The sequence below is a fragment of the Kosakonia sp. SOY2 genome (assembly GCF_027109175.1).
Taxonomy (GTDB): Bacteria; Pseudomonadota; Gammaproteobacteria; order Enterobacterales; family Enterobacteriaceae; genus Kosakonia.
Genome location: NZ_JAPVXH010000001.1, coordinates 2,119,755 through 2,133,522, shown reverse-complemented (window position 1 = coordinate 2,133,522; position 13,768 = coordinate 2,119,755). Strand labels below are relative to the sequence as shown.

Annotated in this window: 14 protein-coding genes; 5 read left to right on the top strand and 9 right to left on the bottom strand. The window is 55.8% G+C overall.

The genetic code is table 11. The features are described 5' to 3' along the window. Nucleotides 1-56 precede the first annotated feature (56 nt). The 8 genes from galM to modE form a co-directional block, all read right to left on the bottom strand. Nucleotides 57-1,097, bottom strand: a complete 1,041-nt coding sequence (gene galM, locus O3S68_RS10095; protein WP_020457073.1) for a galactose-1-epimerase — start codon at nucleotides 1,095-1,097, stop codon at nucleotides 57-59. Beyond that, the gene (gene galK, locus O3S68_RS10090) at nucleotides 1,091-2,239 is read right to left on the bottom strand and encodes a galactokinase (protein ID WP_020457074.1); all 1,149 of its coding nucleotides are present in this window, start codon (nucleotides 2,237-2,239) and stop codon (nucleotides 1,091-1,093) included. Before galK ends, galM begins: the two co-directional genes overlap by 7 nt. Nucleotides 2,240-2,241: 2 nt before the next feature. Further along, nucleotides 2,242-3,288 carry a galactose-1-phosphate uridylyltransferase gene (gene galT, locus O3S68_RS10085; RefSeq protein ID WP_269231423.1) on the bottom strand — a complete coding sequence of 349 codons (1,047 nt, stop codon included), beginning with the start codon at nucleotides 3,286-3,288 and terminating at the stop codon, nucleotides 2,242-2,244. A 10-nt stretch (nucleotides 3,289-3,298) separates the two neighbouring features. Further along, entirely contained in the window at nucleotides 3,299-4,315 is a 1,017-nt protein-coding gene (galE, locus tag O3S68_RS10080) for a UDP-glucose 4-epimerase GalE (RefSeq protein WP_020457076.1), read from the bottom strand. Nucleotides 4,316-4,532: 217 nt separating this feature from the next. Then, complete coding sequence (locus O3S68_RS10075) at nucleotides 4,533-5,228, bottom strand: site-2 protease family protein (RefSeq protein WP_269231422.1); 696 nt, start codon at nucleotides 5,226-5,228, stop codon at nucleotides 4,533-4,535. Nucleotides 5,229-5,231: 3 nt separating this feature from the next. Next, the gene (locus O3S68_RS10070; RefSeq protein WP_269231421.1) at nucleotides 5,232-6,152 is read right to left on the bottom strand and encodes a DUF2167 domain-containing protein; all 921 of its coding nucleotides are present in this window, start codon (nucleotides 6,150-6,152) and stop codon (nucleotides 5,232-5,234) included. Nucleotides 6,153-6,327: 175 nt separating this feature from the next. After that, nucleotides 6,328-7,797, bottom strand: a complete 1,470-nt coding sequence (modF, locus tag O3S68_RS10065; protein ID WP_269231420.1) for a molybdate ABC transporter ATP-binding protein ModF — start codon at nucleotides 7,795-7,797, stop codon at nucleotides 6,328-6,330. A gap of 67 nt (nucleotides 7,798-7,864) precedes the next feature. Further along, nucleotides 7,865-8,653, bottom strand: a complete 789-nt coding sequence (gene modE / locus O3S68_RS10060) for a molybdenum-dependent transcriptional regulator (RefSeq protein WP_097406842.1) — start codon at nucleotides 8,651-8,653, stop codon at nucleotides 7,865-7,867. A gap of 164 nt (nucleotides 8,654-8,817) precedes the next feature. Between modE and O3S68_RS10055 the strand changes: the two genes are divergently transcribed. The 4 genes from O3S68_RS10055 to modC all read left to right on the top strand — a co-directional run bounded on the left by O3S68_RS10055 (nucleotide 8,818) and on the right by modC (nucleotide 11,673). Next, nucleotides 8,818-8,967, top strand: coding sequence for an AcrZ family multidrug efflux pump-associated protein (locus O3S68_RS10055; protein ID WP_017455971.1), 150 nt, complete (start codon nucleotides 8,818-8,820; stop codon nucleotides 8,965-8,967). A 181-nt stretch (nucleotides 8,968-9,148) separates the two neighbouring features. Continuing rightward, entirely contained in the window at nucleotides 9,149-9,925 is a 777-nt protein-coding gene (gene modA, locus O3S68_RS10050; protein ID WP_269231419.1) for a molybdate ABC transporter substrate-binding protein, read from the top strand. Beyond that, complete coding sequence (modB, locus tag O3S68_RS10045; RefSeq protein WP_020457082.1) at nucleotides 9,922-10,611, top strand: molybdate ABC transporter permease subunit; 690 nt, start codon at nucleotides 9,922-9,924, stop codon at nucleotides 10,609-10,611. Before modA ends, modB begins: the two co-directional genes overlap by 4 nt. Nucleotides 10,612-10,614: 3 nt before the next feature. Beyond that, complete coding sequence (modC, locus tag O3S68_RS10040) at nucleotides 10,615-11,673, top strand: molybdenum ABC transporter ATP-binding protein ModC (RefSeq protein WP_045513997.1); 1,059 nt, start codon at nucleotides 10,615-10,617, stop codon at nucleotides 11,671-11,673. A 109-nt stretch (nucleotides 11,674-11,782) separates the two neighbouring features. Here modC and O3S68_RS10035 read toward each other — a convergent pair whose 3' ends face one another. Continuing rightward, nucleotides 11,783-12,601, bottom strand: coding sequence for a pyridoxal phosphatase (locus O3S68_RS10035; RefSeq protein WP_269231418.1), 819 nt, complete (start codon nucleotides 12,599-12,601; stop codon nucleotides 11,783-11,785). A 156-nt stretch (nucleotides 12,602-12,757) separates the two neighbouring features. Here O3S68_RS10035 and pgl point away from each other — a divergent pair, with 156 nt between their 5' ends. Further along, complete coding sequence (gene pgl / locus O3S68_RS10030) at nucleotides 12,758-13,753, top strand: 6-phosphogluconolactonase (protein ID WP_020457085.1); 996 nt, start codon at nucleotides 12,758-12,760, stop codon at nucleotides 13,751-13,753. Nucleotides 13,754-13,768 lie beyond the last annotated feature (15 nt).

Below are 13,768 nucleotides of genomic sequence, written 5' to 3'. Positions count from 1 at the left end.
GGCGCATATTTCAGCAAAACGGGTAAAAAAAGCCCTCCGGCAGGAGGGCGGGGGGATTACTGCGCAATAAAGTGGTATTCCGTCAGGCTGACATAAACGTCGCCAGGCAGTAAGAAGCAGTCCGGCTGCGGGAAATCCGGACGGTTCGGGCTGTCGGGCAAAAACTCGCTCTCCAGCGCCAGGCCCTGCCACGCGTCATAGGTTTTGCCGCCGCGCGCAGGCGTTCCTTCCAGATAATTACCGGAATAGAACTGGAGCGCAGGCGCGCTGGTATATACCGTCATTTGCAGCTGTTTGTCCGCCGACCACAACTGCGCGGCGGGCTGGCTGACGTCGCCTTTTGCCTGCAATAAAAACGCATGGTCGTAACCTTTCACCACGCGCTGATCGTCCTCAGCCAGAAAATCCTGCGCCACGGTTTTCGGGGTACGGAAATCAAAACTGGTCCGCTCAACGTCTTTTAACCCGTCTGTCGGAATGCCCATCTCATCGACCGGTAGATAAGCATCCGCGAGCAGTTGCAACGTGTGGTTGCGGACATCCGACTGCTCACCATCAAGGTTAAAATAAGCGTGGTTAGTCAGGTTGATCGGGCACGGTTTGTCAGTCGTTGCCCGGTATTCAATGGCGAGCCGGTTATCGTCGCCGAGGCGGAAATGCGCCCGGGTATGAACGTTACCCGGGAATCCCTGGTCGCCATCCGCTGAATTCAGGACAAAGACCACTTCGTTATCATTTTGCCGCTCTATCAACCAGCGCCGTTTATCGAACCCTTCCGGGCCGCCATGCAGCTGGTTTTCACCCTGGCTTGGCGTCAACGTATAGGTGTGGCCATCCAGCGTGAAGCGGCTTTTGGCAATACGGTTGGCGTAACGGCCGACCGACGCGCCGAGATACGCTGTCTGTTGCAGGTAGTGTTCCGGTGTGGCGCAGCCCAGCAGCGCTTCACGCACGGAACCATCTTTTAACGGTACGCGCGCAGATAACAGCGTCGCGCCCCAGTCCATCAATGTCACCACCATCCCGGCGCTATTGCGCAGGGTGATCAGGCGAAAGGGCAGCCCGTCCGGGGCTGCTGCAGAAGCTTCGTTTAGCACTGTCCTGCTCCCTGTGAAGGTTTGCAAACATAGAAGGTTTCTTTGATACCGGTTTTCGCTTCGTACTGGCTCTCAACAGCCTTTTTGACTGCCGGTACGAGGTTTTCTGGCATCAGCGCGACGATGCAACCGCCGAAACCGCCGCCGGTCATGCGCACGCCGCCCTGGTCACCAATGGTCGCTTTGACAATCTCAACCAGCGTATCGATCTGCGGGACGGTAATTTCAAAATCATCACGCATTGATGCGTGTGATTCTGCCATCAGCACGCCCATGCGTTGCAGATCGCCTTTCTCCAGCGCAGCCGCGGCTTCCACGGTACGGGTGTTTTCGGTCAGCACGTGGCGCACGCGTTTGGCGACCAGCGGATCCAGCTCATGCGCCACCGCATTGAACTGATCAATGCTGACATCGCGCAGCGCTTTTTGCTGGAAGAAGCGCGCGCCGGTTTCGCACTGCTCGCGGCGCGTGTTGTACTCGCTGCCAACCAGGGTGCGTTTAAAGTTACTGTTAATGATGACGATCGCCACGCCTTCCGGCATCGACACCGCTTTGGTGCCCAGCGAACGGCAATCGATCAGCAGCGCGCTGCCTTTTTTGCCCAGCGCCGAGATAAGCTGATCCATGATGCCGCAGTTACAGCCGACAAACTGGTTTTCCGCTTCCTGACCATTGAGGGCAATTTGCGCGCCATCCAGCGGCAGATGATAAAGCTGCTGGAACACCGTACCGACCGCCACTTCCAGCGAGGCAGAAGAACTCAGGCCCGCACCCTGTGGCACATTGCCGCTGATAACCAGATCCGCGCCGCCAAAACTGGCATCGCGTTTTTGCAGGTGTTTTACCACGCCGCGCACGTAGTTCGACCACTGCTGGCTGTCGTGGGTCACAATAGGCGCATCCAGCGAGAACTCATCGCTCTGGTTGTCATAATCGGCGGCAATCACCCGAACGATGCGGTCCGTACGCGGTGCGCAGCTGATCACCGTCTGGTAATCAATGGCGCACGGTAGAACAAAACCGTCGTTATAGTCGGTGTGTTCGCCAATCAGGTTCACACGACCCGGTGCCTGAATTGTGTGGGTGGCAGGGTAGCCGAATTTTTCAGCAAACAGGGATTGTGTGTTCTCTTTCAGACTCATTGTTATTCTCCGGATTCGCGAAAATGGATATCACTGACCGCGCGCAGACGTTCGGCGGCTTGCTCCGCCGTCAGGTCACGCTGGGTTTCGGCCAGCATTTCATAGCCGACCATAAATTTACGCACCGTGGCGGAGCGCAGCAGCGGCGGGTAGAAATGCGCGTGCAGTTGCCAGTGGTCATTCTCTTCGCCGTTAAATGGCGCGCCGTGCCAGCCCATCGAGTAGGGGAACGAGCACTGGAACAGGTTGTCATAACGGCTGGTCAGTTTTTTCAATGCCAGCGCTAAATCGCGGCGCTGTTCATCGCTTAAATCAGTGATGCGCTGTACCTGCGCTTTCGGCAGCAGCAAGGTTTCAAACGGCCACGCCGCCCAGTAAGGAACGACTGCCAGCCAGTGCTCCGTTTCCACCACCGTACGGCTGCCATCGTTCAGCTCGCGCTTTACGTAGTCCAGCAACATCGGGGAGTGATACCGGGCGAAATAGTCGCGTTGCAGGCGGTCTTCACGATCCACTTCATTCGGCAGGAAGCTGTTGGCCCAGACTTGCCCGTGTGGATGCGGGTTGGAACAACCCATCGCCGCGCCTTTATTTTCAAACACCTGTACCCACGGGTACTGCTGGCCCAGCTCAGTGGTTTGCTGTTGCCAGGTTTTCACCACCGCTTCCAGCGCATCCACGCTCAGTTCCGGCAGCGTTTTGCTGTGATCCGGCGAGAAACAAATCACCCGGCTGGTGCCGCGCGCACTTTGGCTGCGCATCAGCGGATCGTCGCTTACCGGCGCGTCTGGCGTATCGGTCATCAACGCGGCGAAGTCGTTGGTGAACACATAAGTGCTGGTGTAATCCGGATTTTTATCCCCGGTTACGCGGGTATTGCCCGGGCAGAGGAAACAGTCCGGATCGTGCGCCGGCAGGGTTTGTTTCGCAGGCGTCTCTTGCGCCCCTTGCCAGGGGCGTTTTGCGCGGTGCGGAGAAACCAGGATCCACTGGCCGGTCAGCGGGTTATAACGGCGATGCGGGTGATCGACCGGATTAAATTGCGTCATTACCATTCCTTTAATCGGGATAGCCCTGCGGGTGGCGTGACTGCCAGCGCCAGGTATCTTCTGCCATTTCGTCAAGCGTACGGGTTACGCGCCAGTTCAGCTCTTTATCCGCTTTGCTGGCATCGGCCCAGTAAGCCGGGAGATCGCCCTCGCGGCGCGGCGCATAGTGCCAGGCCACCGGTTTACCGCAGGCTTTACTGAAGGCGTTCACCACATCCAGCACGCTGCTGCCGACGCCCGCGCCGAGGTTATAAATATGCACGCCCGGTTTGCCGGCCAGTTGTTGCATGGCCGCAACATGCCCGTCCGCCAGATCCATCACATGGATGTAATCCCGCACGCCAGTGCCGTCTGGCGTCGGGTAATCACTGCCGAAAATTGCCAGTGAATCGCGGCGGCCAACCGCAACCTGGGCGATATACGGCATCAGGTTGTTCGGGATGCCCTGCGGATCTTCGCCCATATCGCCTGACGGATGGGCGCCAACCGGGTTGAAATAGCGCAGCAGCGCAATGCTCCACTCCGGCTGCGCTTTTTGCAGGTCGGTGAGGATCTGTTCCACCATCAGCTTGCTTTTACCATAGGGACTTTGCGGCGTGCCGGTCGGAAAGCTTTCCACGTAAGGGATTTTCGGCTGGTCGCCGTAAACGGTGGCGGAGGAGCTGAAAATGAAGTTTTTAACATTTGCGGCGCGCATCGCGTTAATCAGGCGCAGCGTGCCGTTGACGTTGTTGTCGTAATACTCCAGCGGCTTTGCCACGGATTCGCCAACGGCTTTCAGCCCGGCGAAATGAATCACCGCTTCAATGGCATGATCGTGCAGGATCTCTGCGAGCAGCGCTTCATCGCGAATGTCGCCTTCAACGAACAGCGCGGCTTTTCCGCCAAAGCGCTCAATCTCATTGAGCACGCTGCGCTTACTGTTACAGAGATTGTCGAGAATGATAACGTCGTGGCCGTTTTGCAGCAGTTGGACGCAGGTATGACTTCCAATGTAACCGCTACCACCTGTAACCAGAACTCGCATATTTCCCTCCATAAAGCATTTGATATGAACAAACCTTAGCATAACAGAGAGGTGAAAACTGTGACATGGGATAAATTAGTGGAATCGTTTACACTCAATTTTCTGCCAGCCGGTTTGTGGGGTAAACGCCAGAAAAACCCCGCAATAGCGGGGTTCGTCCGACGCAAGTAAAAAGTCTTAAAAATGGTGTCACTGCGGTGCAGCAACGCAGGCGGCGTCAGCGAAAGCCGGATAACGCCTCGTGGAGGTTATAAGTCATCAGGGAGAGCCAGGCAATCAGCCCGAAGTACAAAAGCGTATATTCCAGACGTTTGCCAGGGGTCAGCGTGTCGAGATTCGGTTGATCATGGCGCCGTGCCCAGATTTGTGATGCCGCGAGAAAGCACACCAGCAGCAACAGCGGGCTCGGGTGAAGATAAAAGAAACCCAGCAGTACGGGAATGCCCAGATACCAGATCTTGCGCGAGATGGCGACGGTAATGCGCCCGCCATCCAGCGGCGGCACGGGGATCAGGTTAAACAGGTTAAGCACAAAGCCTGAATAGGCCACCGCCATCAATAGCGAACTGTGGAAATACTCCGCCAGATAGTAGCAACCGAGGGCGGCAAGCGAGCCGAGCAGCGGGCCGGCAATGCCGACCCAGGCTTCGGTTTCCGCATCTGGCAGTTCATCTTTCAACGTGATCCAGGCACCCACGAAGGGGATAAACATCGGTAATCCCGTCGCTAAACCACGTTGACGCGCCGCCAGATAGTGTCCCAGCTCATGGCAAAACAGCAGCACCACAAACCCTGTCGCATAAAGCCAGCCGAAGGCGAGCGCATAGGTAGCGATCGACAGCAGCATGGTGGCCCCGGAAAGGAAAAACTTCCCGAGGCTGGCCCCTTTAAGCAGCAGCAAGAGCATGCTCATGGCTTACTCGGCTTTTTTGCGAAACAGCATTTTTTTCACACCCATGCCGAACGCCGCCACGGCGATCAGGCCAAGTTTCCAGAACTTCAGCAGCGTCACGCCGATAAGCGCCAGCAGGCCCAGTTTTTTCGCCGCCAGGCCGCCAATCAGCGCCGCCAGGCCATATTCGGCAATCTTGTCGGTAGAAGCATTAAAGTCGCTGTATTTTTTGCCGTCGTTAAAGGTCACGGCGTTAAGTAACGTTTTGGCGAGCGGTTTTTCCTGCTCAACGGTGCCGCGATCGGTTACCAGGTTTAACGACAGATAACCTTCACGACCCAGCAGATAGGTGTTGTAGTTAACCCCTTGTTCTTTTTCCGGCACATTGCTGCCAATATCGCGGATTGCCGCAGACCAAATCAGGCGATGCGTGGTCGCCTCGTAGGTGGGTTTTTCTACCCAACCCAACACTTCAATTGGCGGGATGCCTTTTTCACTACGCTCTTTATTGCCGGCTTTGGTGCCCTCCTGCAAATTACTCAGCAGTTCGTCGGCGTCCCAGTCTTTAGCATCGTCATCTTTGATATAACCGGCATTGGCATATTCAATGGAAACAAAGCCCGAAATATCATTGCTAAATACCAGCCCATAAAAAGAGTTGTTATCAACATGGTTGCCCAGCGCCCGCATAAATACCGCTGCCTGCTGCGATGGAATATAAGCGAAACCTTCAGGCAGGTTCAGAATCGCCTGATTACCGAGATCAATTTTATGCGGGCCGTGAATACTGGCACGCTGCATATTTTCAACGGCTTGCTTTAATTGTGCTTCCTGACCGGAGGCGGGTGTTTGCGCATTCTCATCGGCGACAGCGGCACTGCCGAAACCCAGTAACAGCGCCGCAGCCAGAGAAATGGCGCGGGTCATGCGGAGGAATTGATTCATCATAGTCCCGTAATTTTTTACCCGGCGTCCATCGACGGGCTTTTTTCTTGCCATAACAAAAACTGGCCGCCGACAATTTTATGTTGCCAACTGACCAGTCAGAGATCGTTATTATGTTGCTTATTTAAAGCGGGGCTATTACATCATATCCGGCGAAATGGAACCATCCCCCTAATTATTGTGGTGTAAGTTGATAACGATATCCGTCACCCTCTGGTACAAATTCAAGCCGGTGGGTAATACAAGCGGGCGCGTCTCCGGCGTGGTGCGAAACAAATAACAACTGGGTTTCACCTTCGCTAATTAATACATCAACAAAGCGGCGAATAAGCTGGCGGTTTAAAGGATCAAGACCCTGTAACGGTTCATCAAGAATGAGCAGCGTTGGATGCTTGACCAGCGCACGCACAATCAGCGCCAGCCGCTGCTGACCCCAGGAGAGGCTATTAAACGGTGCGTCGGCGGTGCGCGCATCGAAACCTAAAATATCCAGCCAGCGCTGTGCCAGTTTGTGCTGCTTATCCGAAACGGCCTGGTAAATACCAATCGAGTCGAAATAGCCAGAGAGGATCACATTGCGTACGTTGGTGCTGACGCGGTAATCCAGATGCAGGCTGCTGCTGACATAGCCAATATGCTTTTTGATATCCCAGATGGTTTCACCGCTGCCGCGACGACGGCCAAACAGGGTCAAATCGTTGCTGTAGCCCTGCGGATGATCGCCGGTTATCAGGCTTAATAGTGTCGATTTGCCCGCGCCGTTCGGGCCGACGATCTGCCAGTGCTCGCCGGGCTTTACCGTCCATGAAAGGTGATCGATGATTGGCCGGTCGTTATAAGAGACGACGCCATCGTTCAGCACGATAAGCGGCGCGTCTGCGTTTAATGTTTCGCGCGCCGGGGGCGCATCCGGTTCCGGCAACGTGATACCGGATAATTTTTCGCTGTGGGCTAACTGGGCGATCAACGCTTGTTGCAGCAGGGCTGCTTTTTCTCCGGTTTCTGTGAGCGAGCAATCCACCAGAACCCCGGCGTGTTGTATGAAGTCCGGGATCTCATCAAAGCGGTTCAGCACCAGCACCAGCGTAAAGCCGTCAGCATTGAGGCGCGCGAGCAGTTCTGCCAGTTGCTGGCGTGAATGGACGTCAAGCCCGTCGAAAGGCTCGTCAAGGATCAGTAACTCCGGTTCGGCCATCAGGGCCTGGCAGAGCAGCGTTTTCCGGGTTTCGCCGGTCGAGAGGTATTTAAAGCGTCTCTCCAGCAGATGCGAGATGCCAAACTGCGTCGCCAGTTGTGCGCAGCGCTGCGCGTCTTGCACTTCATCCTGAATGATCTCGGCGGTGGTACGCCCGGTATCCTCTTCATCGGGGCTGAGCATATCGGTGTTATTGCGCTGCCACTCGTCGATGACCAGCTTTTGCAACTGCTCAAAAGAGAGGCGGGTGAGGCGGGTAAACTGGCACTGGCGTTCACCTTTCAGTAAGGTCAATTCCCCCGCCAGCGCGCGAGCCAGCGCTGACTTGCCGCTGCCATTCGCGCCGACAAAAGCCCAGCTTTCGCCAGCGCGTAGCGCTAAGTGTTCAATGTGCAGCGTGCGGGTGTCGCTAAGACGAAACGTGCCTTGCGAAATTTGCAATGATGACATTATGTATCCCATTTTTTGCAGCGTAGAAACTCAGGGATACGTGCAATGAGCTATCTTGTCAATGCGATTAGCATAACGTGGCGATAATCACGCGATCGGCATTAAAATATGCGGTCACTTCGCTCTGTTCCTGCAAATTATCTATCTCTTGGGTCGGCACGGTGGCGCAGAGCAACTGGCCGTCAGGCAGCGTCATCAGCACCTCACTTTGCTGCTCGCCGCGCTCAATATGGCTGATGCGCCCGGTAAGCTGGTTATCGGCCTGCGCGGCGCGTTTGGCATCCTGCGTAATGCTTACCCACGGCGCTTTCAGCAGCACCAGCACCTCTTTGCCTTCGTCGAGGCCCAGGCGTTCGCCGCTTTGCGCGGTAATAGCGACTTTGAGGCGGGTTTCACCGTCTGCCAGCAGCACGTCGACATGTTGCTGCACGTGGTCGTGGTCGCGCGCGGTAATGGTGCCAAACCACTGATTGCGGGCGCTGGTCTGCAACGAGAAACGCGAAATCGCCGCCAGCAGGCTGTTTAAAGGCAGGGCGTCATCATCACTCAGCACGTCAAACGCTTTTTGCTGGATTTGCGCCAGCAGTTCGTAAAGCTCAATCAAACGCTGCCCGTAGCGCGTCACCACCGCGCCGCCACCGCCTTTGCCGCCGGTCGCGCGGTCAACCAGCGTCTGTTCGCTGAGTTGGTTCATCTCATTAATGGCATCCCAGGCGCTTTTATAACTGATACCGGCGTTCTTCGCGCCCTGGCTGATAGATCCGGTTTCAACAATCTGCTTGAGCAGAGAAATACGGCGCGGATCAGCAAAAAGGCGCTGCTGGAGTTTGAGTGTGAGGAGAATTTCAGCCTGCATTACGCAATGTCCTGGCAAAAGAACTATTGTGAAGGAAAACCGTCACTACGCCTAGCCTGATGCCGGTGAATGCGCATAACGCTGCGAGGCCAATCGCACAAAAGGCGAGTGTTTATCACCTGAATCAGGCTAGAATGCCTCGTTCACAATTTCTGGAGACGACTATGTTTGAGTTGTTGAAAAGCCTGGTGTTTGCCGTCGTCATGGTGCCTGTCGTGATGGCGATTATCCTGGGGCTGATTTATGGTCTGGGTGAAGTGTTTAACGTGTTTTCTGGCGTCGGTCGCCGCGACCAAAGCCGTCAGCAACGCTGATCCTCTCTTGCAAACGCCCGCTTTCGCGGGCGTTTATCTGTCAGATATTCAAGATCTCGTTACTTCCTGCCGATATATTTATATAGGTTGCTAATTCTTGATGGGTATTACCTAACCGCCGGGAAACTCTGGTAATATCGTTATGTTTTTACGTATATAACGACACTCACAGGAGTTCCAGATGGCACGTACATGGTTACGCCTTTTTGCCGCGGCGACATTAACGCTCTCCGTTGCCGGGCATGCGCTGGCGGATGAAGGTAAAATTACCGTTTTTGCAGCAGCATCACTGACTAACGCAATGCAGGATATTGCGGCGGCCTATAAAAAAGAGAAAAACGTTGAGGTGGTCTCCTCGTTTGCTTCTTCTTCTACTCTGGCGCGCCAGATTGAAGCAGCAGCGCCAGCGGATCTGTTTATTTCAGCCGATCAGAAATGGATGGATTACGCGGTAGATAAAAAAGCTATCGATACCGCAACCCGCGCAACACTGCTCGGTAACAGCCTGGTGGTTGTGGCACCCAAAAACAGTGCGCAGGGCGATATCGTTATTAATGCTAAAACCGACTGGAACAGTCTGCTGAAAGGCGGGCGTCTGGCCGTTGGTGACCCGGAACATGTTCCGGCGGGGATTTATGCCAAAGAAGCGTTGACCAAACTGGGCGCATGGGAAACCCTGTCGCCGAAGCTGGCTCCGGCGGAAGATGTGCGCGGTGCGCTGGCGCTGGTGGAGCGCAGCGAAGCGCCGCTTGGCATTGTCTACGGCTCGGACGCGGTTGCCAGTAAAGGGGTGAAAGTGGTCGGGACCTTCCCGGAAGATTCACACCAAAAAGTTGAGTACCCGCTGGCTATTATCGACGGCCATAAAAACGCGACGGTAACGGCGTTTTATGACTATCTGAAAGGCCCGCAGGCTTCTGAAATCTTTAAACGTTACGGATTTACTACGCACGAATGATATTGACGGATCCCGAATGGCAGGCGGTATTGCTGAGCCTGAAAGTCTCATCCCTGGCAGTGGTTTTCAGTTTGCCGTTTGGGATCTTTTTTGCCTGGCTGCTGGTGCGCTGCACGTTTCCGGGCAAAGCGCTGCTCGACAGTGTGCTGCACCTGCCGCTGGTGCTGCCGCCGGTGGTAGTGGGGTATTTATTGCTGGTGGCGATGGGGCGGCGCGGTTTCATTGGTCAGTGGTTGTATGACTGGTTTGGTATCACCTTTGCCTTTAGCTGGCGCGGCGCGGTGCTGGCCGCAGCGGTGATGTCGTTCCCGCTGATGGTGCGCGCTATCCGTCTGGCGCTGGAGGGCGTAGATACCAAACTGGAGCAGGCAGCCCGCACGTTAGGTGCCGGGCGCTGGCGCGTTTTTCTCACCATTACGTTACCGCTTACTTTGCCGGGAATTATCGTTGGCACGGTGCTGGCCTTTGCCCGTTCACTGGGTGAATTTGGCGCGACGATCACCTTTGTTTCCAATATTCCGGGCGAAACCCGCACCATTCCCTCTGCAATGTACACCCTGATTCAGACGCCCGGCGGTGAAGGCGCGGCGGCGCGGTTATGTATTATCTCGATAGTGCTGGCACTGGTTTCGCTGTTGGTTTCCGAATGGCTGGCCCGTATTAGCCGCGAAAGGACAGGGAGGTAAGTTATGCTGGAACTCAATTTCACCCAGACACTGGGTACGCATCGCTTACGCATTGCTGAAACGCTGCCCGCCAGCGGCATCACCGCGATTTTTGGCGTTTCGGGCGCCGGGAAAACCTCGTTGATCAACGCGATTGGTGGCCTGACACACCCACAGCAAGGGCGGATAGCGCTGAATAATCGCGTGCTGTTTGATACCGAAAGCAAAATTTGCCTGCCGCCGGAGAAGCGGCGTGTCGGCTATGTTTTCCAGGACGCGCGACTGTTTCCGCATTACAAAGTGCGCGGCAATCTGCGTTACGGCATGGCCAAATCCATGGCTGGTCAGTTCGACAAACTGGTGGCGTTACTCGGTATTGAACCGTTGCTGGATCGTTTACCCGGTGGGCTTTCCGGCGGCGAAAAGCAGCGTGTGGCGATTGGCCGTGCGCTGTTAACCGCGCCGGAATTGCTGCTGCTGGATGAACCGCTGGCGTCGCTGGATATTCCTCGTAAGCGCGAGCTGCTGCCGTACCTGCAACGGCTGGCGCGGGAGATCAATATTCCGATGCTGTACGTCAGCCACTCCCTGGATGAAATCCTGCATCTGGCAGATAAAGTGATGGTGCTGGAGGCGGGAGAAGTGAAAGCCTTCGGCAGCCTGGAGGATGTCTGGGGCAGCCGCGTGATGAACCCGTGGTTACCGGCGGAGCAGCAAAGTAGCGTGTTGAAAGTGGTGGTGCTGGAGCACCATCCGCACTATGCGATGACGGCGCTGGCGCTTGGCGATCAGCATATTTGGGTTAACAAGGTCGACCTTCCGCTGCAAAGCGCGCTGCGGATCCGTATTCAGGCGACAGATGTTTCGCTGGTGCTGCAGCCGCCGATGAATACCAGTATCCGTAATATTCTGCGTGCGAAAGTGGCGCAATGTTTTGATATCGACGGCCAGGTGGAAGTGCAACTGGAAGTAGGCAGCCGCACCCTGTGGGCGCGCATCAGTCCGTGGGCCAGAGATGAGCTGGCCGTGAAGCCGGGTCAGTGGTTATATGCGCAAATCAAAAGCGTGTCGATAACCGCGTGATCGCCGGATGCGCCGCCTGCGATGCATTGTGGGCGGTCATCAGCCCGCGCCCGGTATTAGCCCCTGACGCAGGGGCATAAGCTTTTCACCCGGCGAACCGGGCAGGGGTTTACAGCAGTTCTTTGTAGATAAATTGCGCAATGCTGTCGACGGTGTTGTCGCCAATCACCACGTTAGCATGGGCTTTTACCGCGTCATCGGCATTGCCCATCGCCACGCCGACACCAGCGGCTTCCAGCATGCTGATATCGTTATAGTTATCACCAAACGCCACCACGTCCTTCATCGATAGCCCCTGTGACGCCACCCATTCGCTCAGACGTTTGCCTTTGCTGTTGCCCGCGCGGGCGATATCGACCTGATCATGCCATGACCATTCGCACTCCAGCCCCAGCGTTTGCTCCACGTGCTGGGCAAAATTTTTCAGTTTCTGCGTGTCGGTATCGGTGAGCGCAAATTTCCAGATAGCCTCTACCTCCTGTGCCACTGTGCGCAGGGAAGCCACTTGCCGAAAGACCGGGCGCTGCTCTGGCGGCAACTGTTGCGCCCAGGTGTTGGTGCGCTCAACATGGCCGGTTGGCTTTTCATACAGCATGGCGTTGTCGACATACATCAGACCGTGAACCGCGTGCTCATCAAGCAGTGTGATCAACTGCTGCGCCTGAGAAACCGATAACGGATCGGCGCTTAACACTTTTTTTGCATGATAATCATACAAATAAGTGCCATTACAACAAATTGCAGGTGTATCCAGCGCCAGTGCCTGATAAAAAGGGTGGATGGCAACATGATGCCGACCTGTCACGATAATCAGTTGATGACCGGCGGCTTTTGCGCGAGCCAGCGCTTCAAGGGATGAGGGCAGAAGCGTTTTTTTCGGGGTCAGTAGCGTACCGTCTAAATCCAGTGCAATCACGCGCGAAGTCATATCGTATTCCGTGGTCGATGTTGAAATTCAAATGTCCGGGGATGGTACACCGGGTCACCGGCTGCGCAAAATCTCCGGGTAAAATTCAGCATCAACCAACAAAAGCAGCTATCCTGGTTACTTAATGCAAAAAAGAATTAGAGGAGAGGAGCGTTCATGAAACAAACCGTTTATACCGCCAGCCCGGAAAGTCAGCAGATCCACGTCTGGCGCCTGAACTCTGAAGGTAGCCTGACGCTTGTCCAGGTGGTGGATGTGCCCGGCCAGGTGCAGCCGATGGTTGTCAGCCCGGATAAACGTTACCTCTATGTCGGGGTTCGCCCTGAATTTCGCGTTATCGCGTATCGTATCGCGCCGGATGATGGCGCCCTGACTTTCGCGGCGGAATCGCCGCTGCCGGGCAGCCCGACGCATATCTCAACCGATCGCAGCGGGCGCTTCCTGTTCAGCGCGTCCTACAACGCGGGCAGTGTGAGCGTCGTCCGTCTGGACGATGGCCTGCCGACCGGGACGGTTGACGTGGTGGAAGGGCTGGAAGGGTGCCACTCGGCGAATATCTCTCCGGACAACCGCACTCTGTGGACACCGGCACTGAAACAGGATCGCATCTGCCTGTTTACGCTGGCCGATGACGGCAATCTGACGGCGCAGGAGCCAGCGGAGGTCACCACCGTTGAGGGCGCTGGCCCGCGTCATATGGTGTTTCATCCGAACCAGCGTTTTGCCTACTGCGTCAATGAACTCAACGGTTCAGTCGATGTCTGGCAGCTCAGCGATGCGCACGGCAACATCGAGTGTGTGCAGACGCTGGATATGATGCCTGCGGATTTCAGCGACACGCGCTGGGCGGCGGATATTCATATCACGCCGGATGGTCGCCATCTTTATACCTGCGACCGTACCGCCAGCATTATCACCGTGTTCAGCGTTTCGGAAGATGGTAGCGTGCTGGCGATCGAAGGCTTCCAGCCAACGGAAACGCAGCCGCGCGGCTTCAATATTGATAATCGCGGTCAATACCTGATTGCCGCCGGGCAGAAATCGCACCACATTGCGGTGTACGAGATCAGCGGCGAGCAAGGGTTGCTGACCGAGAAATCCCGCTATGCGGTAGGTCAGGGGCCAATGTGGGTGGTGGTTAACGCGTTCTGATGCTGCATGTCGCGC

Excerpts from the sequence above, each read along its gene's own strand:
- galK (WP_020457074.1), bottom strand. The coding sequence starts at position 2,239 with ATGAGTCTGAAAGAGAACACACAATCCCTGTTTGCTGAAAAATTCGGC.
- galT (WP_269231423.1), bottom strand. The coding sequence starts at position 3,288 with ATGACGCAATTTAATCCGGTCGATCACCCGCATCGCCGTTATAACCCG.
- galE (WP_020457076.1), bottom strand. The coding sequence starts at position 4,315 with ATGCGAGTTCTGGTTACAGGTGGTAGCGGTTACATTGGAAGTCATACC.
- O3S68_RS10075 (WP_269231422.1), bottom strand. The coding sequence starts at position 5,228 with ATGAGCATGCTCTTGCTGCTGCTTAAAGGGGCCAGCCTCGGGAAGTTT.
- O3S68_RS10070 (WP_269231421.1), bottom strand. The coding sequence starts at position 6,152 with ATGAATCAATTCCTCCGCATGACCCGCGCCATTTCTCTGGCTGCGGCG.
- modF (WP_269231420.1), bottom strand. The coding sequence starts at position 7,797 with ATGTCATCATTGCAAATTTCGCAAGGCACGTTTCGTCTTAGCGACACC.
- modE (WP_097406842.1), bottom strand. The coding sequence starts at position 8,653 with ATGCAGGCTGAAATTCTCCTCACACTCAAACTCCAGCAGCGCCTTTTT.
- O3S68_RS10055 (WP_017455971.1), top strand. The coding sequence starts at position 8,818 with ATGTTTGAGTTGTTGAAAAGCCTGGTGTTTGCCGTCGTCATGGTGCCT.
- modA (WP_269231419.1), top strand. The coding sequence starts at position 9,149 with ATGGCACGTACATGGTTACGCCTTTTTGCCGCGGCGACATTAACGCTC.
- modB (WP_020457082.1), top strand. The coding sequence starts at position 9,922 with ATGATATTGACGGATCCCGAATGGCAGGCGGTATTGCTGAGCCTGAAA.
- modC (WP_045513997.1), top strand. The coding sequence starts at position 10,615 with ATGCTGGAACTCAATTTCACCCAGACACTGGGTACGCATCGCTTACGC.
- O3S68_RS10035 (WP_269231418.1), bottom strand. The coding sequence starts at position 12,601 with ATGACTTCGCGCGTGATTGCACTGGATTTAGACGGTACGCTACTGACC.
- pgl (WP_020457085.1), top strand. The coding sequence starts at position 12,758 with ATGAAACAAACCGTTTATACCGCCAGCCCGGAAAGTCAGCAGATCCAC.